The sequence below is a fragment of the Salinibacterium sp. PAMC 21357 genome (assembly GCF_000247645.1).
GTDB lineage: Bacteria > Actinomycetota > Actinomycetes > Actinomycetales > Microbacteriaceae > Rhodoglobus.
This window is the reverse complement of the sequence record NZ_AHWA01000005.1, coordinates 465,525-485,356: the sequence shown is the minus strand read 5'-3', so window position 1 is coordinate 485,356 and position 19,832 is coordinate 465,525. Positions and strand designations below refer to the sequence as shown.

Sequence of the window (19,832 nt, the reverse complement as noted above, 5' to 3'; positions counted from 1 at the left end):
CTTCGGCTTGGGTTCGACCCTCGAGGGTGACGGCAGTGATGACGAGCTTGGCTTTGGACACACTCTGATCGTGGCTGAGAAGTTTCCCATGTCCCGAGAGATGCGTTTCCTATGTCCTGAACGAACACACCGCTACCCCGACAGTTAACTCGGTTGTACTGCAATCTGCAGCGCGACAGAGACGACTAAACGCCTTCCTTCGGGAAGGCGTTTAGTCGTTAACTCGCTCGCGAGTTCGGTTCGAATGAGCCGCGGTCTCTCTTAGGCAAAGTCGGCGTCAGGCGCACTCCCATAGCTGAACTCGATCTTGGGACGCCAGCCGCTATTGAGAACGCCGCCGCTCTCCTCGAGATAGCACGCACCGCAGAGCGACTGGTAGCCAACATCCACCCCATCGATGGCGACTTGGTCACCATCAAAGATAAATTCACCACCCACGGTTCTCGCGTTGAAGACGGCCTTGCGGCCACAGCGGCAAATCGTCTTGAGTTCTTCAAGGGAGTGCGCAATCTCCAACAAACGTCGGCTGCCCGGAAAAGCGACCGTCTGGAAGTCGGTACGGATGCCGTAAGCAAGCACAGGCACCCTCTCAACGATCGCAATGCGCAGCAGGTCATCAACCTGTGCTTCGCTAAAGAACTGGGCCTCATCGACCAGCAGGCAGCTCACCGGCGAACCAGTCTTCTCGAATACTCGTGCTCGCTCGCGCGCGAAGACCTCATAAACATCATCATTGGGTGCGATGGTGAAATCTACCTGGCGAGTGACCCCGAGGCGAGAAATTATGGCGCTATCGCCCTTGGTATCGATGTGGGGTTTCGCCAAAAGAACCTGCTGGTCGCGTTCCTCATAGTTATAAGCCGCCTGCAGCAGCGCGGTGCTCTTGCCGCTGTTCATCGCTCCGTAGCGGAAATAGAGTTTGCTCATCAGCGTAGAAATCCATCCTCAGCGGCCCGGCGAATCAGGTCAGCCTTTTTACTTGCCGGGCGGTTAGCTTTTGCGTATTTTTCACGCACCCTACGAAGATACGTCTTTGCGGTCTCATATTGCACGTTCATTCTCTCGGCGACTTGAGGCGTGCTGAGCCCCGAAGCGTAAAGCGTGAGAGCATCCGCTTCTCCAGCGCTGAGTTTCGGCTTGGATTGGTCGGCCGAGCCTGAGGGTAGCGGGCGCCAGTCAAGCTGAGCCCCGCCCTCGGCTTGCACCCCCATGATGTGACGAGCAGCATCCATAACCTCGTGCATTGGTAACGCCTTCGAGAGGAAGGTGGCAGCCCCAGCAGAAAGAGCTCGTTCACGGGCTTCCCGGCTGTCCAGACTCGAAAGAACGATGACCTTTGCCCCGGCGGCACGACACGTGCGAACCCGAGCCTCGATCGACACCGGCTCCTTCAACTGGAAGTCGAGAAAGACCAACTCGGTGGGAAAGCGGTCGCTGTGCACAAGTTGAAGCCACGTGCTTGCCGTGAGCACAACATCGAAATCGGGAGCGTTGTTAGTGATCCAGCTATTGAGGCTGTCGAGCAACACTTCATGATCATCCAGGATGGCGAGCCGGATGGGCGCACGATCGCCGAGATGCGCGCTGAGGCGGGATTCAGGGGGTGTCATAAGTGAACCTAACAATCAATGAGGGTGAGCGATACGAAATACGAAGTCCAGTGAAAACCACGCGAAGAACGGCAAGATAGGGGGCAAGTGACGAACGCCAAGATGATTCCGATGACGTGACCGTGCCAGTAACGATGATCGTCGCTCCGGTAGCAGTCTTCTCAATTACCAAGCGCACACTCTCGGGATCAAGTTCATCACCGTTAGCCACAGCCAACACGGCCGCCCTCAACGCCGTGCGCTGCGACGAGGTCATCGCTGCTGCGAGTCGGTGTGGATCCTGAACGCGGTTACCGTCATCGAGCGCACCGAAAGAATTCGCCACCACAGATTCGAGCCAACTGCGGTTGAGCTCTGTGACCATGAGCTCGCGAATCGACTCCGAATACTGAGCAGCCCGAGCACGGTCATCGGGCGAGATGATCCCTCGCTGAGTTATGTCAACGAACAGTGGCACAACATCGCGGTTGAGAATCGTCACTCGGTCTTGTTGCACCGAGCGCGCAACACTCACTTGCTCTCGGTCCAACTGACGCCGCGCAGCACGACGAGCGCGAAACTCCCAGCGCACATGAGTCTTGGCGAGAGAGAAGGCAAACGCGCTGCCACCGAGCGACATTGTTAGCACCGGTGTCATTGCGGCCAAAATCACGATCATTGCGGGGGCATCAAGGCGCGAAACTGAGTACGACACGAGAGCCACGAATCCGACGAAGATGGAGGCCGTCACCCCTGCCGCGACAAGTTCCACCACCGGACGGTACGGGGCCAGCGCCATACATGCGATACCGATAATGAGAGGTGCCCAAATATCGGTTTTCATTGAGCCCCCACTTCCCAACGCGGCAGAACTCAGCGCATAAGCCATGATGAGGAGCCCAATCACGACAGCGTGCATCTCACCGCTGAAGGGCGCGCGCAAAGGGCCGGTGGCAAAAATCATCAGTGCCGTGGCAGTCCCAATCAACATTAAGGAGGCGCCAGCCATCCACAGATGAACGATAATTTGCGAATGCAGGAACGTCATCACGGTTGCTAATGCGAATATGCCGAACGCGGATGCCACGCTCACGGGGCGACCATCGAGAGTGCCCAAAGGATCGAGCTGCTGGATTGTTACGGATTCCGTTGCGGCGCTCATTCGACCTCGATGCTCGATTCGATGCCTGCACTCGCTGCGAGCTGCGCACTTGCATCCCGCTGCTTACTCGCACCGGTCGGAATACGAATCATTACCGATGTGCCAAGTCCCGGCGTCGACCACAGTTGCACCGCACCGGAGACTTGTTCAATTCGACGACGAACTGACTGCCGGAGACCAAGACGGTCGGCCCCGGTCTCTGCTTCATCAAATCCTTTGCCGGCGTCAACGACGAGCACACTGACTTCGTCTTCCGACGCAAAAATCGCTACCTCCGCCTGCATAGTGCCCGAATGCTTGACGACATTTACTAAGCACTGCTTGACCGCTGGACCGAGCGCTGCAGCACCGCCAGCATCCAGTCCGGAAAGCGCAGACAGATCACCTGTCAGTTCAACCGTGAGGCCCAGCGCTCGAGCTTCGGAGATCGCCACCAGGAGCGAGCTGTTTTGCCAATCGTCGCGAACGCCAGTGTCGGTGTCGGTCGCGGACTCAGAGAGCCACTCCTCCCCAACCAACACATCGAGGTCACGTTCAATCTCGCGCTGAAGTTGCGGGCTCATAGCTCCATACGGAGCGTTAGCAATCGCTGCGAGGTGGCCAAGTACGGTGTCGTGCATCACCGCAGCAGACGTCGCTTCAATGCCATAGCGAAGGTCGGCAAGCTCGTTGTCACGAGCAGCACGATGGAGGCGCGACTGCACCCGACGAACCCCCCGCTGGCTGAGCCGGAGAGTGACCAGCACGACAATCACGGCAACGTAGACGGCGAACACAGTAGACGGAACAGCCGTGTAGCCCAGCACCTGCCACGATGCCAAAGCCACGGCGCTCTGCGCAACGGCAAGCCCGACGGTGCACCATGCGATGCTCCACACCACGCTGCGGCCCGAGCCGCCAATAAGCATGAGTGCGATTGTGGGGAGGGTGATGAGGTACTCGCCCACCCCACCCAACGGCCGTATTTCAGAAGCCACCGTGAGCACGAACCAATAGACTGCTGGCCCGCCGATCACAATGTGCGCGACCGTGAAGAACGCTGTGCGGTAGCGGTTGACCAACCACACCGTTAGGAGCATGGGTACTACGGCCAGCGCCGCTGGCCACAGCGTGATGTTAGCGTCGCCGGCTTCCATGGTTATCACGCCAGCTAAAGCCAACGAGAAACAGACGAGAGAGACTGTATTTATTGTCCGCGAGAACGCGCGCGTAACGCTTTCTTTGCGCAGGTGAGCAGGCAGTCCAATCGACATCTGAACTCCCCCTCTACCGTCTGGCCACGTTCTCACCAGTATGACAACAATCGGGGTACGTCACGTACCCCATTGCCGGGGTACGTGACGTCACGAAGAATGCCTCGCAGAGCGAGGACTAGTTGCTACGGGTGAATCTTCAGTGCCTGCGCCGTGCGCTCGAGAGTTGCTTGCGCAAGCTCGGGTGAGTCGGAAAGCTGCTGGCCAAAGCTCGGGATCATTTTCTCGATCTTTGGACGCCAGTCAGCCATTCGCTCAGGGAAGCACTTCTCGACAAGACCCAGCATGATCGGAACAGCCGTGGATGCTCCAGGCGATGCCCCAAGGAGTCCGGCGATGCTGCCATCAGCGGAAGACACAACTTCGGTGCCGAACTGAAGCACACCAATCTTTTTGGAGTCCTTCTTCATCACTTGAACGCGTTGACCGGCGGTGATGCGGTACCAGTCTTCGGGCTTAGCATTCGGAACGAATTGCTTGAGCTCGGCGAACTTCGTCTCGGGGCTTGCCATCAGTTGGCCGGCCAAATATTTCACAAGCGACAAGTTGCTGAGTCCCGCGGCAACCATGGGGAACAGATTGTGCCAGCGAATGGACGCGAACAAGTCGAGAACTGAGCCGGTTTTTAAGAACTTGGGGCTGAATCCGGCATACGGACCAAACATGAGGCTGCCCTGACCCTCGACCACTCGAAGGTCGAGGTGCGGAACCGACATCGGCGGCGAACCGACTGCAGCCTTGCCGTAGACCTTGGCGCTGTGCGCGGCCACGATCTCCGGGTTGTCAGTGCGCAAGAACTCGCCGCTGACAGGGAACCCGCCAAAACCGCGGATCTCTTTGATGCCAGATTTCTGCAGCAAATTGAGCGCATAACCACCAGCGCCGACGAAAACAAAACGGGCAGTAACAGGCTCAACCGGAGTGCCACCGACGTCATGACGCAGCTTGACCTTCCACAGTCCATCACGCTGTTTCGTAAGATTTGTGACGACTATGCCGGTGTTGAGCTGGGCTCCCGTTTCCACCAAATTGTTGACCATGAAATGCGAGAGTGCACCGAAGTCAACATCGGTTCCGGACGGAATGAAGGTAGCAGCAACAGGCTCAGACTTGCGTCGGCCCGGCATCATGAGAGGCGCCCAGCCGTGAATGACGGCGGGGTCTTCGCTGTACTCCATACCAGCGAACAGCGGGTGATCTTTAAGTGCCTCGAAGCGCTTGCGCAAGTACTCGACGTTGGTCTCGCCCCAGACAAAACTCATGTGCGGGGTGGGGTTGATGAACGAGCTCGGCTCTGGCAGAGAACCGTCAGCCACGAGGTGAGACCAGAACTGGCGCGACACCTGGAACTGCTCATTTACCTTCACCGCACTCGAAATCTCGATCGAGCCATCGCTCTTTTGGGGGGTGTAGTTCAATTCACACAGCGCGGAATGTCCGGTGCCAGCGTTGTTCCAGGGATTCGAGCTCTCTTGGGCGAGGTCGCCCAACCGCTCGAAGATCTGAATATCCCAGTCAGGCTGCAATTTGCGGAGCAGCGTTCCCAGAGTGGCACTCATGATTCCGCCGCCGATGAGAGCGACGTCGACGGTTTTATTCACAACTCCACTTTAGCCGTCTGCTAGAGGCCCAAAGTGCGAAGTGCCTGATCCATCTGGGTCGCCATCGCCGCGTACCCATCATCGTTGGGGTGCAGCCCGTCACTGGCCATCCACTCCGGGTGGCCTTCGATCCAGTGCGAAGCCCCGGGAATGTAGTCGGCACCGATATCGGAGGCCGCCTCTTTCACCCAAGCGATGATCGTGTCGACTGAAGCGGGGCGCTCATCGGTGTACCAAAAAGGCTCAACCACAATGAAGCGGGCATCCGGAAGCGCCGCTGTCAGCCGGTCAAAGTCCGCCGTGATCTGAGCCCGGATGTCGGCAGCCCGGGAACCGAAACTGAAGTTGTCGTTGAGCCCCATCGTGACGAACACGATGTCGGGGTCATCGGCGATGACCATGCTGGGCAGATCACCATCGCCGAAGACGCTGCGATTGTTGATGAACCCCAGGCCGTTAACGCTCGGGTTGAACTCACTCCACCCTCGTTCTTCGCTGACCACCGTCGACCAGCGGTTAGCTGCTGCCGAGGCACCTGTTCCGAGCGTGTAGGAATCCCCATAGAAGGCAACGCGAGTCGCGTCAGGATCACGGGGCGCCACCGGTGGTGTGCTGCTGCACGCAGCCAAGCCTAGGGTCGCGGCGACCAGAACGGTGGCGGCGATCGTACGGGCTACTGAATCGAACTTCATATACAGAGTTCGGTGCGAGCGGCGCGAGCGATTGCTCTTGCAAGGAGGCGCTGGGGCCTGGGGCCTGAAGCATCACCTCCGCAACTGTGGCTAGAGGTTTAATGCGCGAAGGGCCCGATCCATTTGAGCGGCAATCACCGCGTGTCCGGCGTCATTGGGGTGAAGATTGTCATTAGATATCCACTCCGGATGCGCGGAAAGCCAGTATGAAGCGCCAGAAATGTAGTCCGCGTCGACGGCGAGCGCCGCATCGCGCACCCACGAGATGATCACATCGACGGACGCCGGGCGTTCAGTCTTATACCAAAACGGCTCAACGACAATGAGTCTGGTGTTCGGCAACCCTAACGACAAGCGCTCGAAGTCGCTTAAGATTTGGCCCGGAAGTTCGTCGGAGTACGCGTCGAAAGTGAAATTGTCGTTGAGCCCCAGCGACACAATGACCACGTCCGGGTCGTCAGCAATGATGAGACCGGGAAGATCACCTTCGCCAAATAGCGTGCGATTTCTCATGAACCCTAAGCCACTGACGCTCGGGTTGAACTCGCTCCACCCGTGCTGCCCGCTAAGGACTGTCGACCACCGCAAACTTGGGTCTGTCGCCCCCGTTCCTCGAGTGTAGGAATCTCCATAGAAAGCAACTCGGGGACCATCGGAGTCCGCGGCCGCAACAAAGACGGGCCCATCTGACGCCACAGCGCTCGCGCACGCGGCAAGCCCGAGTGTGGCGGCGACCACCACGGTTGCCATGACGGTACGAGCAAGAGCGTCGAACTTCATATCGAGAATTCTGTACGACTGCGGCGGAAAACTGCTTCCGCTACGCCGAAACCTTTGCGGTTACTTTCGCTGCGACGAGCTCAGCGATCTGCACCGCATTGAGCGCTGCACCCTTGCGAAGGTTGTCATTGCTGATGAACAGCGCAAGTCCGCGGCCATTGGGCACGCCCTCGTCGGCGCGAATTCGACCCACAAAGCTGGGGTCGGCACCAGCAGCATCAAGGGGCGTCGGGATGTCGCTGAGGCTGACCCCTGGAGCATCCGCCAACAGTTCCGTTGCCCGCGCGGGGCTCAAGGGCTTGGCAAACTCCACGTTGATCGACAGCGAGTGCCCGGTAAAGACGGGAACGCGCACGCACGTGCCACTCACGAGCAGGCCAGGAAGTTCGAGAATCTTACGGCTCTCGTTGCGCAGCTTCTTCTCTTCATCAGTCTCATTGAGACCGTCGTCAACAATGCTTCCCGCGAGCGGAACAACATTGAAAGCAATGTTCTTGGGGAATTTGTTCGGCGCCGGCATCGTGACGGCCCCGCCGTCTTCGACAAGACCGATCGTGTTCTGTGCCACCGCAGCAGCGGCCTGCTCCAGCAGTTCTTCGCCCCCGGCGAGGCCCGCGCCAGACACAGCCTGGTAGGTGCTGACGATCAAGCGCTCGAGACCAGCTTCGGCATCCAGAACCTTCAGTACCGGCATTGCGGCCATGGTGGTGCAGTTGGGATTCGCGATGATGCCCTTCACGGCCTGGTCGATCGCGTGCGGGTTCACCTCGCTCACCACGAGGGGAACCTCAGGGTCCATGCGCCAGCCCGACGAGTTGTCGATGACTGTGACACCGGCAGCGGCAAAGCGCGGCGCTTGAGCCAATGACGTTGTGGCACCGGCCGAAAAAACCGCGATGTCGAGCCCGGCGGGATCAGCAATGGACGCGTCTTCAACAGTGATCTGCTCACCCTTGAACGGCAACGTGGTGCCTGCGCTACGCGCTGAGGCGAAGAAACGAATCTCCGCTACCGGAAAGTCGCGCTCCTCGAGCAGACGGCGCACCACAGCACCAACCTGCCCTGTCGCACCAACAACACCAATACGGACGCCCGCGTTACCCATGAGACCCTCTACCTAAGTTTTGTGTTCGCCACCCTAGCGCCGAACCGTGAATATACCGAAACTGCGAACGCTTAGCGGCCAGTGCCACCGTGAACAACAGCCTCTTCTTCACCATCAAGCCCGAATGCTGTGTGAACAACACGCACAGCCTCAGCAACAGTGTCGGCCCGCGTCACCACCGAAATACGAATCTCACTTGTGGAGATCATTTCCATGTTGATGCCCGCCTCGAACAGCGCAGTAAACAGTCGCGCAGAAACTCCCGCGTTGGTGCGCATACCGCCACCAACGACCGAAAGCTTGCCGATCTGATCATCGTGCTGCAGCGACTCGAAGCCAACTTCTTCTTGACGGAAGGTCAGCGCACGCAGCACATCTTCGGCATCCGACTTTTTCAGAGTGAACGAAATGTCGGTTCGACCCGTGGATGCCGCAGAAACGTTCTGAACGATCATGTCGATGTTGGCATCGGCCGAGGCCACAATCGTGAAGATCTGAGCCGCCTTACCTGGCACGTCAGGAACGCCGACGACGGTGATCTTTGCTTCGCTCAGATCGGCCGCGACACCGGTGATGATTGCTTCTTCCACGCTCTCTCCATCTTTCGGATTGACCACTAACGTGCCCGTGTTGTTATTGAACGACGACCGCACGTGAATTGTTACCCCGTGCCGGCGCGCATATTCCACCGCACGCACATCAAGTACTTTTGCGCCGGCTGCAGCAAGCTCTAACATTTCTTCGCTCGTTACAGTGTTGACCTTGCGGGCCGATTTCACGATGCGAGGGTCTGCCGAAAAAATACCGTCAACATCGGTGTAGATTTCGCAAGTTTGCGCGCCCAGGGCGGCAGCGAGAGCGACTGCTGTGGTGTCTGAACCGCCACGACCGAGCGTCGTAATATCGCCGGTACCCCGGTTGAAGCCTTGGAAACCAGCGACGATGGCGATTGCACCATCGTCGAGAGCTTCGCGAACGCGCCGCGGGGACACCTCAACGATGCGTGCTGCACCGTGCTGAGCATCCGTGACCATTCCAGCCTGGCTACCCGTATAGCTGCGGGCATCGACGCCCAAACTTTTGATCGACATCGCCAACAGCGCCATCGAGATTCGTTCGCCAGCGGTCAACAGCATGTCAAGTTCGCGACCGGCCGGAACCGGCACAACTTGAGCGGCGAGGTCGAAGAGTTCGTCAGTGGTATCGCCCATTGCCGAGACGACTACGACAACATCGTTTCCCGCTTTGCGGGTTTCGACGATGCGCTTTGCGACGCGCTTAATACTCTCAGCGTCGGCAACGGATGAGCCACCGAACTTCTGAACGATGAGGCTCATTGTTCTCCTGAAGCGGTTTTTAGCGGGCGGATGCTGCCCAAAGTGCGAGTCTAACGGTGCGTGCACTCCCCGCTAAGTTCGTTACGGGAAGCGCTAGTTTTCGACGGTTCGGCGGCCTTCGAAGGCCCGCCCAAGCGTGACTTCATCGGCATATTCCAAATCTCCACCGACCGGAAGACCCGATGCGAGGCGCGAAATTCGAAGATTGGGCTGAATCAGAAGCCGCGTCAGATAGGTAGCGGTTGCTTCACCTTCGAGATTGGGGTCGGTCGCGATGATGACTTCTGTGACGACACCGTCAGCCAACCGGCCCAAGAGCTGCTTGATGCGCAACTGGTCGGGGCCGATTCCGTCGATGGGGCTGATAGCTCCACCAAGTACATGATACAGCCCGTGGAATTCGCGAGTGCGCTCGATGGCGACGACGTCTTTTGCCTCTTCGACGACACAGATTGTGGTGGGAGAGCGGCGCGGGTCACGGCAAATCGAGCACGTGTCGTGCTCGGTGACGTTGCCGCAGATTGCGCAAAAGTGCACTTTGTCGCGGATGTCGTTAAGTAGCTCGGCGAGTCGACGCACGTCGAAACTTTCGGTCTGCAAAATGTGAAACGCGATGCGCTGGGCAGACTTAGGGCCGATGCCGGGAAGGCGACCGAGTTCGTCGATCAGTTCTTGAACAATTCCGTCGTACACGGGTTACTCGTCTCTTGGCTGGGGTGTCACTCGCGGCGCAACCTGCTCTTCTTCAATGAACGTTGCGTTCAGCAGCTCACGAACCACTGACTCTCCATAACGCGAACGATCCATTTGTGCGGCCGTTGCCGACATTGCTACTTTGGCCAGCGACTCTGGCGGAGCTGGGGGCGCGGCGGCTGCCGCTTCGGCCAGCCGGTCGGCCGTGGGCTTCTTCGCCACCTGCTGGGCTTGCTGCGCCTGTTCCTTAGCGGAACGTTGGGCGGCAGCGCCACCGCGTGCTGCTGCGGGGTCAGCTTCGGGTTCTGGCTCGGATTCGGGGATGGCCGCTACAGCCCATCCGCCGGGCTCGCGGTCCTCGGCCGGCGCAGGCTCCTCAGGCTCGGGACCCTCATCGACTGCGGGTGCAGCTGACTGCGAGGGTCGCCCCTGCGCGGCAGAGGTTTGGGGAGCGGCATCGCGCGGCGCTGTCGGCTGGGGAGCGGCATCGCGCGGCACTGTCGCCGGGGGCGCGGCATCGCGCGGTTCATCTGTGGGAGCATCCGCTGGCTGAGCAGCAGACTGACTCACTGGTTCGCTTGGCAGGCTCGGCGGGCTTGCCGGGCTTGCCGGTGGTGCAGTGGAATTGCCTTCTACGCGCGCCATGAGTGCTGGCTCGAAGCCGAGCACATGCACAAACGCTTTCTTGAGGTAGTCGCCGACACCTTCGCCGGGCGCACTGCGCTGTTTGAGCGCTTCGACGTCACGCTCGCTCGGGAACGAAAGCACCAAAATTTTGTCATCACGCAGTTCGAGCGGCTTGGCCGTGAAGACGACCATCCAGGCGGTGCGCTTGAGTTTCTGAACGACGTCAAGAATTTCTGGCCACGAGTCTTTGACCTGCTGAATTGAGACCGGAGTGGTGCGCGGCGCCGCTGCGGGGGTGGAGAGTTGCGACCCAGACGACGGCGTTTCGTTCGCGGAAGCAGCGGAAGCAGATGGGGCCGACTGAGCGGACTCGGCGCGAGGTGCTGCGCTTGCCGCAGACGGTTGCGCCGACGGAGGCGACGCTACTGGCGCAGCAACAGCCGGTGCGGGTGATTGCCCCGGCACGACTGCAGGCATCGCCGCGAGCGGACCGTCACCCTCGATGCCAATGCGACGCTCAAGCCGTTCAACGCGGGCGAGGGCACCACGTTGAGTGTTGTCGCTTGCGGGCACCAGAATGCGGGCAATCATTAGTTCAAGATGCAGTCGTGGCGAAGTAGCGCCAGTCATGTCTGACAGCGCCGCATTGACGACATCCGCCGCACGAGAGAGCTCGGCTGCGCCGAGAGTGTGTGCCTGCTGCGCCATACGCTCAAGTTGGTCTTGAGGAATGCCGCGCAAAACGGAGGCCGCGTTGGTTGCGGTGGCTGCCACAACGATGAGGTCGCGCATCCGCTCAAGAAGGTCTTCGACGAATCGACGAGGGTCTTGGCCGGTTTGGATGACGCGGTCAACAGACGAGAACGCTGCGGCGGCATCGCCAGAACCTAGGGCATCAATAACTTCGTCGAGCAACTCGGCGTGGGTGTAGCCGAGAAGCGCAACGGCGCGCTCATAGCCGACCATCGTCGTCTCAGAGCCGGCGATCAGTTGGTCGAGCAGTGAGAGGGTGTCTCGCACCGATCCCCCACCAGCACGAACCACAAGAGGGAGAACGCCGGGCTCAACTTCTACCTTCTCGCTCTCAGAAAGCTGCTGAACGTAGTCGAGCATTTGTGCTGGCGGAACCAAACGGAACGGATAGTGGTGGGTGCGCGAACGAATCGTGCCAATCACCTTGTCAGGCTCGGTGGTCGCGAAAATGAACTTCACGTGCTCCGGCGGCTCTTCAACAATCTTGAGCATCGCGTTGAAGCCCTGCGGCGTCACCATGTGAGCTTCGTCGAGAATGAAAATCTTGAAACGGTCGCGGGCCGGAGCAAACACAGCACGCTCGCGCAAGTCTCGGGCGTCATCGACACCGTTGTGGCTTGCCGCGTCAATTTCTACGACATCCAATGACCCACCGCCGTCGCGCGATAGCTCAACGCACGAAGGGCAGACGCCACAGGGGGTGTCTGTTGGGCCTTCAGCACAGTTCAGGCAGCGAGCAAGAATGCGGGCGGATGTCGTCTTGCCACAACCGCGAGGACCACTGAAGAGATAGGCATGATTGACGCGATCGGTGCGCAACGCTGTGCGCAGCGGATCCGTCACTTGCGACTGCCCGATGAGTTCAGCAAAAGTCTCGGGCCGGTATCGGCGATATAGGGCAGCAACCACGCCTCTAGCGTAGTCGTGCCCGCTGACCTTCCCAACGTGCGGAGAGCGAACAGACCGCCGACTTCTGGGCTCTCGAAGCCGGTGTGTGAGTGGCAGCTAGTGGTTTACCGAGTTAAGGCTTCGACGGACTCTCTCGCTATTTGCAGTTCTTCGTTGGTGGGGATCACGAGAACCGTCACGCGAGAAGCGGCGGCCGACACCACACGCTCGCTGCGGTTCGCCGCGGCATTGGCCGCGACATCCATCTCAATGCCGAATGTTTCGAGACCGGCTACCGTCGCGAGGCGCGTATTGGCGTTGTTCTCCCCCACGCCCGCCGTGAACACCACGGCGTCAGCACCGGCGAGCGCGATCAAGTACGCCCCGAGGTAATGGCGCAGCCGGTGGTAGTAGACAGCGAGCGCCGCCTGCGCGCGGGCATCCCCGCCATCAGCGGCAGATTGCACATCACGCATGTCTCCCGTGCCCGTCATGCCGAGCAGGCCGCTCTCGCGGTTGAGCAGGTGGTCTAAACCGGGGAGATCCATTCCGGCGCGGCCCAGGTGAAAGAGGGCGCCCGGATCGATATCGCCAGACCGGGTTCCCATCACCAAACCCTCGAGCGGAGTCATCCCCATAGAGGTGTCGATACTGCGACCGCCATCGATTGCACACACCGAAGCACCGTTGCCGAGATGAAACACGATTAGCTTGAGATCGGCGAGATCCTTGCCCAGCATCGCCGCCGCACGGTCCGCAACGTAACGATACGAGGTGCCGTGAAAACCGTAGCGACGGATACCGTGGGTCTGCGCAAGCTCGGTGTCGATCGCGTAGGTATAGGCCGCCGGCGGCAGCGTGCCGTGAAACGCAGTATCGAAGATGGCGACATGAGGCACTGTCGAAAATGTTGCCCTCGCCGCACGGATGCCCTTGAGATTGGCGGGATTATGCAGCGGCGCGAGTACCGAAATCTCTTCGAGTCGTTGCGCAACAGCATCCGTGATGACCGTCGCCTGTGTGAACTCCGCCCCACCATGCACCACCCGATGACCGACGACGGCCGGATGCTCGCCCCCGAGCTCCGCAAGAATCTGCTGCATGCCGTCGTCGTGGTCGGTGGCTCCTCCCCCGGGTTCCCCGATGCGTTCAACAATGCCGCCGCTGTAGACGGAACCGGATTCGGCATCCAGCAGTTCCCACTTGATTGACGATGAACCAGAGTTCACGACGAAAACGGTTGTCACGCTGACTCCCCTGCGGTGGCTGACTCGGCGGCTGACTCGGCGCCGGTGGCAGCGGCAGCAGCAGCACCCGTTGCGGCGGCAGCACCGGTTGCGGCAAGAGCAGCAGTCTCTGCCGCGACGGCCTGCGCCTGGATCGCCGTAATCGCCACGGTGTTCACGATGTCCTGCACGAGGGCACCACGTGAGAGATCGTTGATGGGTTTGCGAAGGCCCTGAAGCACCGGCCCGATAGCCACAGCACCCGCACTGCGCTGCACGGCCTTGTACGTGTTGTTACCCGTATTCAGGTCGGGGAATATGAACACGGTGGCACGGCCGGCAACCTCTGAGTCAGGCATTTTTGATTTGCCGACGGCAGCATCCACAGCGGCGTCGTATTGGATTGGGCCGTCGACGGCAAGGTCTGGGCGACGTTCGCCGACAAGCACCGTGGCAGCTCGCACCTTGTCCACATCCGCACCGCTGCCGGAATCACCGGTGGAATACGACAGCATTGCGATGCGCTGTTCGATGCCGAACTGGGCTGCGGTTGCGGCCGACGAGATCGCGATATCGGCCAGTTGGGCCGCATCCGGATCAGGGTTCACAGCACAGTCGCCATAGACAAGCACGCGGTCTTCGAGACACATGAGAAACACGCTCGACACGATCGACACGTCTGGCTTGGTTTTGATAATTTCAAAGCTGGGGCGGATGGTGTGGGCCGTCGTATGCGCGGCACCGGACACCATGCCGTCGGCCAGCCCAAGGTGCACCATCATGGTGCCGAAGTACGAGACGTCAGTCACCGTGTCACGAGCGACCTCCATGGTCATTCCCTTGTGGGCGCGCAACTTCACATACTCGGTGGCGAACCTGTTGCGCAGCTCTTCATCAAGCGGATTCAGGATGATCGCCGCCGAGATGTCGAGGCCGAGCTCTGCCGCACGCCCCCGCACTTCGCCTTCGTCACCCAAAATGGTGAGCTTCGCGACCCCTCGGCGCAGCAGAGTGCTGGATGCACGGAGGATGCGGTCATCGTTGCCCTCTGGCAACACGATGCGCTGCGGAAGCGAGCGAGCACGATCGAGCAACCCATACTCAAACATGAGTGGGGTAACCACCGTTGGCGGGTTCAACTGAAGACGGCGAAGTAGTTCTGCGGCATCGACATGCTGCTCAAACAGCGCAAGCGCGGTATCAAATTTGCGGGGAGACTCGGCAGCCAACCGCCCGCGCGTCTTCGTAATGATGCGTGCGGTGTCGTACGTTCCCAACGAAGTACGAATGACGGGCAGAGCGACGTCGAGTCCATCCATCAGGCGCTCAATCTGCGGCAACAAATCAAAACCGCCGTTGAGGATGATGCCCGCCAACGACGGGAACGTCTCTGACGCGTGCGCCATGAGTGTCGCCAACAACACATCGGAGCGGTCGCCAGCAACCACCACGACCGACCCCTCAATCAATCGCAGGAGAACATTCTCCATGGTCATTCCGGCCACAACAACGCCAAGGGCTTCGCGCTGCAAAAGCTCTTCATCACCCTTGAGCAGTTCACCGTTGACCGCGGCTAAGAGCGAGCCAAGGCTCGGAGCGATAAGGAACGGGTCCTCCGGAATCGCCCAGACAGGGGCATCTGTACCGACGGCGGCACTCACCGCCGCAACGATGTCGACCAGATGATTAGGGTCAGACCTATTGACGACAACACCGACCAGTTGCGCGTGCGCGGCAACCAATTCTTGATGCGCAATCGAGTACACCTGAGCCATGTCGTCTGGGCTACGGCTTTCGCCCTCCTCAGACTGCCCACCCAAAACAAGGAGTACGGGTGCGCCGAGGTTCGCCGCGACGCGCGCGTTGTAAGAGAGTTCGGTTGGGCTGCCGACATCCGTGTAATCGGAACCCACAATTATGACAACGTCACACTGCGCCTCGACCGCTTTGAAACGCTCGATGATGCGACTGAGCGCTAACTCGGGATCGGCGTGAACATCGTCGTAGCCAACACCAACGGCATCGTCGTAGCTGAGGTTCACGGCCTCATGCCCGAGCAGCATCTCCAGCACATAGTCGCGCTCGTCGCTCGTGCGCGCTACCGGCCGGAATACCCCCAGACGTTTTGCTTCACGACTGAGCGTGTCAAGGAGACCGAGGGCGATGGTGGACTTGCCAGCATGGCCCTCAATGGAAGTGATGTAGATATTCTGCGCCACAACTTCAGCCTACGCCGAGAGGGTGAACGTACGCCGCAGAAATTGCCTAAGTAGCGCCACTGGCCGCTACCGCAGGTCGCGCATTCGAGCGGCAACCCCGCGCTCTCCGCTGGCACGACGTTCTGTCGACACTGCGAGCACGAGAAGCACGGCGCCGGCACTGGCGAGAGTGATCCACCAGGTTGCGGCGTCGATCGTTGTTCCGATTTGCGCGGCGAAGACGACGACGTTCTCGACGGCAAGAGTGATGATTCCGATCACGAATGGCGCGGCGAGCTGCAGGCGATTGCCGAGCAGAATGCCGACGAGCGCAAGCCCGATCACCAGGATGGCCCGCCACGTCTGCGGGTCAGTGCCCGTGGAAAGCACTGACGTGCCGAGCATCACAAAAATTCCTGGCGCGAGCAATCTCCACGATCCGCGCTGGCCGCGCGGCCACGAGTTGAGGGTCGGTGTTGCCTCAACAGGGTTGCGCCAGCCGATGATGCCCACAGTCAGGAGTGCCGCACCGAGCGTGAGCGAGAACGGCTCGACTCGGAAGATCGAGTGCTCGCTCCAGCCGGCGATGCCCGCGATCGTTGCGAAGATAAACGTGAGCCACACTGGCGGCAAAGCGGTCAGGCGATTACGAGCGCGCAGCGCGGTGGCGATCATGAACAGCAGCACGAGCACCATGACTACGAGCAGTGTTATCGGAAAGACCGGACCATGTCTGAACGCTGAGACCGGTGCAAGCACAAAGTAGGCGAGTGCGGGAACAGCGAGCAACCGCGAGCTAGCAAGTCGCGGAGATGAAGCCAGCATCGCTGCAGCGGCGGCAGCGAGCACCGTCGCGATAAGTCCGAAGGCGAGCACCAGAATCATCACTGCCTGAGGTTCCGGAAGGTGCGCGTCGTCTGCACCCGTGCCGTAGCGAATCGCTTGAACGAGGCCGGCGCTAGAGGCACCGAGCCCAGCAAAGATCGTTGCCTCGCGCAATCGACGCAGGTTTGCATGCCGTGAAGATTCTGGGATGAGTGCAAGCAACGATCCCGCGAGAAGCAGCGCGGACGAGGCAATGATTATCGCGATCGTTCGCCACTCGATGGGGTTCTCTGCCGGGCCATTTCCGGCGACAACAAGGACGAGCAGCGGGGCAGCAACCGCCACAGCAAGTCCACCAGCGTAGAGACTGAGGCCACGTCGACCGCGCCACACTGCAATGAGACCGATGAGGGCCGCGACGAGTGCTGGTGGCAGCACGTACGCGTCGAGCAGCTCGACCTGATTGAGAGCAAGGAGCGACCACAGCGCGCCGGTGAAGCTGAAGTAGGCGACGATCCAGGCGTAGCGACGTTTGAGGAACAGCCCGGTCGCGACCGCGCCGACACCGATTATTGCGAGCACGAGGAAGGTGGTGCCGAAATCAGTTGCTGTGCGCACGAGGGTAAGCACGACAGCGATCGCACCGGTGACGAGAGCGGATACTTCGAGCGCGAGGCGCACGCCGCGCGTCTCCGCTTCAGTGTGCCCGAGTTTGCGCAAGCTGCGACCGACGAGCTCAGTAGTCGGAAGCACGAGTGCAACGAGCGTCGCCGTGATCGGCAGGGTAAAGGGCGAGGTGCTCTGCTCAACGAACTGGGGCACGACCGAAATGATCACCACGGTGAAAGTCGGCACGAGCAGACTTGCCGCCCCTACGCGCACCAGTAGTTGCACCCCTGCTCGGTGAATGACGGTGAGAATGGCGGCAAGCACAAACGCCGTTGCTGCTGAGAGTCCCACCCAGCCGCTGATCTCAAAGAAGAGCACCCCGATGCTGAGAGCAAAAGGTATTGCGGCAACGACGAGCGCTGCGGCCCAGAAGCGCACAGGAACAGCACGGCTGACCGTGAGAACAATTGCGATGGCGAGGCCCAGGGTTGCCGTCAAGCCGATGACTGTCGGCAGCCCCGACAGAACGGTGAATTCCGAAAGGAAGTACGCGAAAGTGCCGAGGGCGTAGACGAACCCGACGGCCGCATGGAGCGGTTGTACCGCGCGGGGCACAGCAGAAGTAAGCGCACCGACTGCCGCGACCACGCCGAGCCCGCCGACCACCACCAGTATCCGGTCGGAGGTTGTCATCGCTGCGCCAAGCACGATGAGTACGTGCGCAAACACCAGAGTTATCCGTGTGACACCGCGCGGAACACGGGGGACACGACTAAGCACGATCGTGAGAATACTGAGCGCAATGCCCGCTGAGAGCGCGAGAGAAACGCGAGTCACGTCGCCAAGCTCACCCCACGTCGTGAGGCCGACGAGCCCACCGAACGCGACGGCGAGGGCAAGAAGACCGAGCGCACGAGTCCTGCATGCAATGCTGACGATGATGAGCCCCACCGCGAGAGCCAATACACCGAGAGTTGCCGCGCCACCCAAGAGGGACGGCACGAGACGTACCGGTGCCGAGAACGCTTGACCGAGCACAATAAGCACCGACTGGACGCTTGCGAGCACCACAATTATTGCCGCGCCACCAAGCAGAGCTGCACGGTCGACTCGTGGGGCGACCGTGGCGCGAGATGCCGTTGCCAACAGCGCGAGGCAGCCAACGGCGACCGCGGGCAGAAGAGCTACCAATCGCTCGGTGTCGTCAGTCACCGCGGCGAACGGCAAAATCGTCAGAGAGGCGACGACGAACACACCGGCGACAACGCTCCACAGCGGCGCGAGCGCGTTGCGGGTACTCACCAATGCCATTACCCCGAGCCCCGCGAAGACGGCGGACATACCGAGAATCCACGCACCGGTGTCGCTAGAAGGCAGCCAGAGAAGTCCAACAACCACGACGACGAGGCTGAGCGCTTGGAGGCCAGTTGCCGTGGCATGGTCTACACGCAGCGTGCTCTCGAAACGGCGCCCCAGAGTGCGCGCGAGTTCGTGGACGAGCAGAGCGGCAAAGCCAACACCGAGGTGCCCAAGTACTACAGACCACGGGGAATCGATCGCATAGCCGACAAGAGCTGGCGTAATGGTGATCCCCACGAGGCCGACCCAGAGCCACGCGCGCATTCGGCGCACAGTAGCGAGTACGACGAACAATCCAGAGACGAGAAGTGTGGCGATCGCAGCGGCGCCATACCCACCGAGCGGTGCGGGAGTCTGGGCAGCAATCGCCCAGATGTCGAGAATGACGAAAACCATCCCGAGAGCACCAACCGCTTCCGCAGAAAATTGGAGTGTGGCGCGAGCGAGCAGCCACGCCGCCGAGATGAACACGATGGTGATGATGGCAATAGCGGTGGTGCGTGTGCCGACATCAGTGAGGTCGGGATTGAAGAAAGTAAAGACAATCGCCGCGACCGCAAAGAGCCCAGCACCGGCAACGGCGAGCACCGACTGGACGCTGATTGTGGATCGCGACGATGAAGCCGAGCCTAGTGAGGGCTTGGCGGTCGAAGCGATGGCGGTGGCCGCGGAGGCAGTCGCTGCGCGGGCTGTCGCTGCGCGGGCTGTCGCTGCGCGGGCTGTCGTTGCGCGGGCTGTCGTTGCGCGGGCTGTCGGTGCAGGGGCTGTCTCTGCGGTGGTGGAGACTGCGCCGGGCTGAGGCCGCTCCGCAATAAGAATCCGGTTGAGGATGACCTGCCGGTGTTCGAGGGCCGCGACGGCAGCTTTCGAGGCCGCAGCAAGTTCGAGGGCTGTCTCGGTGCGTAGATCGGCGCGGCAATGGGCGCAGACGCCGTCGTGCACTTGAGCGCGGTCACACCATGGGCACTTATCCCATGCCTGAAGCGCGCGGACGGCAGCGTCACTCCAAGTTTTATTCATGTTCCTCATCATAGGAGCCTGAAGCCATTCCGAAGCGCTGCACGCCGAAGCTTTCGACGGCAGTGCGATCGAGGACGCGGAGGATGATCTGGCCCGACAGGGTGAATTCGGTCAG

Annotated in this window: 14 protein-coding genes; all 14 read right to left on the bottom strand. The window is 60.4% G+C overall.

The features are described 5' to 3' along the window. Positions 1-261: 261 nt before the first annotated feature. The 14 genes from ON14_RS12625 to ON14_RS12560 all read right to left on the bottom strand — a co-directional run bounded on the left by ON14_RS12625 (position 262) and on the right by ON14_RS12560 (position 19,717). Positions 262-927, bottom strand: coding sequence for a thymidine kinase (locus ON14_RS12625; protein WP_010205621.1), 666 nt, complete (start codon positions 925-927; stop codon positions 262-264). Then, entirely contained in the window at positions 927-1,610 is a 684-nt protein-coding gene (locus tag ON14_RS12620) for a response regulator transcription factor (protein WP_010205620.1), read from the bottom strand. The genes ON14_RS12625 and ON14_RS12620 overlap by 1 nt, the downstream gene beginning before the upstream one ends. Continuing rightward, positions 1,597-2,751, bottom strand: a complete 1,155-nt coding sequence (locus ON14_RS12615; RefSeq protein ID WP_010205617.1) for a hypothetical protein — start codon at positions 2,749-2,751, stop codon at positions 1,597-1,599. The genes ON14_RS12620 and ON14_RS12615 overlap by 14 nt, the downstream gene beginning before the upstream one ends. After that, positions 2,748-3,887 carry a sensor histidine kinase gene (locus ON14_RS12610; RefSeq protein WP_192812275.1) on the bottom strand — a complete coding sequence of 380 codons (1,140 nt, stop codon included), beginning with the start codon at positions 3,885-3,887 and terminating at the stop codon, positions 2,748-2,750. The genes ON14_RS12615 and ON14_RS12610 overlap by 4 nt, the downstream gene beginning before the upstream one ends. A gap of 242 nt (positions 3,888-4,129) precedes the next feature. Further along, entirely contained in the window at positions 4,130-5,605 is a 1,476-nt protein-coding gene (locus ON14_RS12605) for a malate:quinone oxidoreductase (protein ID WP_010205615.1), read from the bottom strand. Between the two features lie 20 nt (positions 5,606-5,625). Next, positions 5,626-6,297, bottom strand: a complete 672-nt coding sequence (locus ON14_RS12600) for an SGNH/GDSL hydrolase family protein (protein ID WP_010205614.1) — start codon at positions 6,295-6,297, stop codon at positions 5,626-5,628. A gap of 90 nt (positions 6,298-6,387) precedes the next feature. Next, the gene (locus ON14_RS12595; protein WP_010205613.1) at positions 6,388-7,077 is read right to left on the bottom strand and encodes an SGNH/GDSL hydrolase family protein; all 690 of its coding nucleotides are present in this window, start codon (positions 7,075-7,077) and stop codon (positions 6,388-6,390) included. Between the two features lie 40 nt (positions 7,078-7,117). Continuing rightward, entirely contained in the window at positions 7,118-8,182 is a 1,065-nt protein-coding gene (locus tag ON14_RS12590) for an aspartate-semialdehyde dehydrogenase (protein WP_010205612.1), read from the bottom strand. A 71-nt stretch (positions 8,183-8,253) separates the two neighbouring features. Next, complete coding sequence (locus ON14_RS12585) at positions 8,254-9,519, bottom strand: aspartate kinase (RefSeq protein WP_010205610.1); 1,266 nt, start codon at positions 9,517-9,519, stop codon at positions 8,254-8,256. A gap of 93 nt (positions 9,520-9,612) precedes the next feature. Then, a complete protein-coding gene (recR, locus tag ON14_RS12580; RefSeq protein ID WP_010205608.1) occupies positions 9,613-10,212 on the bottom strand; it encodes a recombination mediator RecR in 600 nt (199 codons plus the stop codon). Positions 10,213-10,215: 3 nt separating this feature from the next. After that, entirely contained in the window at positions 10,216-12,501 is a 2,286-nt protein-coding gene (locus ON14_RS12575) for a DNA polymerase III subunit gamma and tau (protein WP_010205606.1), read from the bottom strand. A gap of 104 nt (positions 12,502-12,605) precedes the next feature. After that, positions 12,606-13,727, bottom strand: coding sequence for an acetate/propionate family kinase (locus tag ON14_RS12570; RefSeq protein WP_010205605.1), 1,122 nt, complete (start codon positions 13,725-13,727; stop codon positions 12,606-12,608). Further along, positions 13,724-15,925: a phosphate acetyltransferase gene (gene pta, locus ON14_RS12565; protein WP_010205603.1), complete on the bottom strand. Its 2,202-nt coding sequence runs from the start codon at positions 15,923-15,925 to the stop codon at positions 13,724-13,726. The genes ON14_RS12570 and pta overlap by 4 nt, the downstream gene beginning before the upstream one ends. A gap of 66 nt (positions 15,926-15,991) precedes the next feature. Continuing rightward, entirely contained in the window at positions 15,992-19,717 is a 3,726-nt protein-coding gene (locus ON14_RS12560; protein ID WP_158000094.1) for an SCO7613 C-terminal domain-containing membrane protein, read from the bottom strand. Positions 19,718-19,832: the final 115 nt, after the last annotated feature.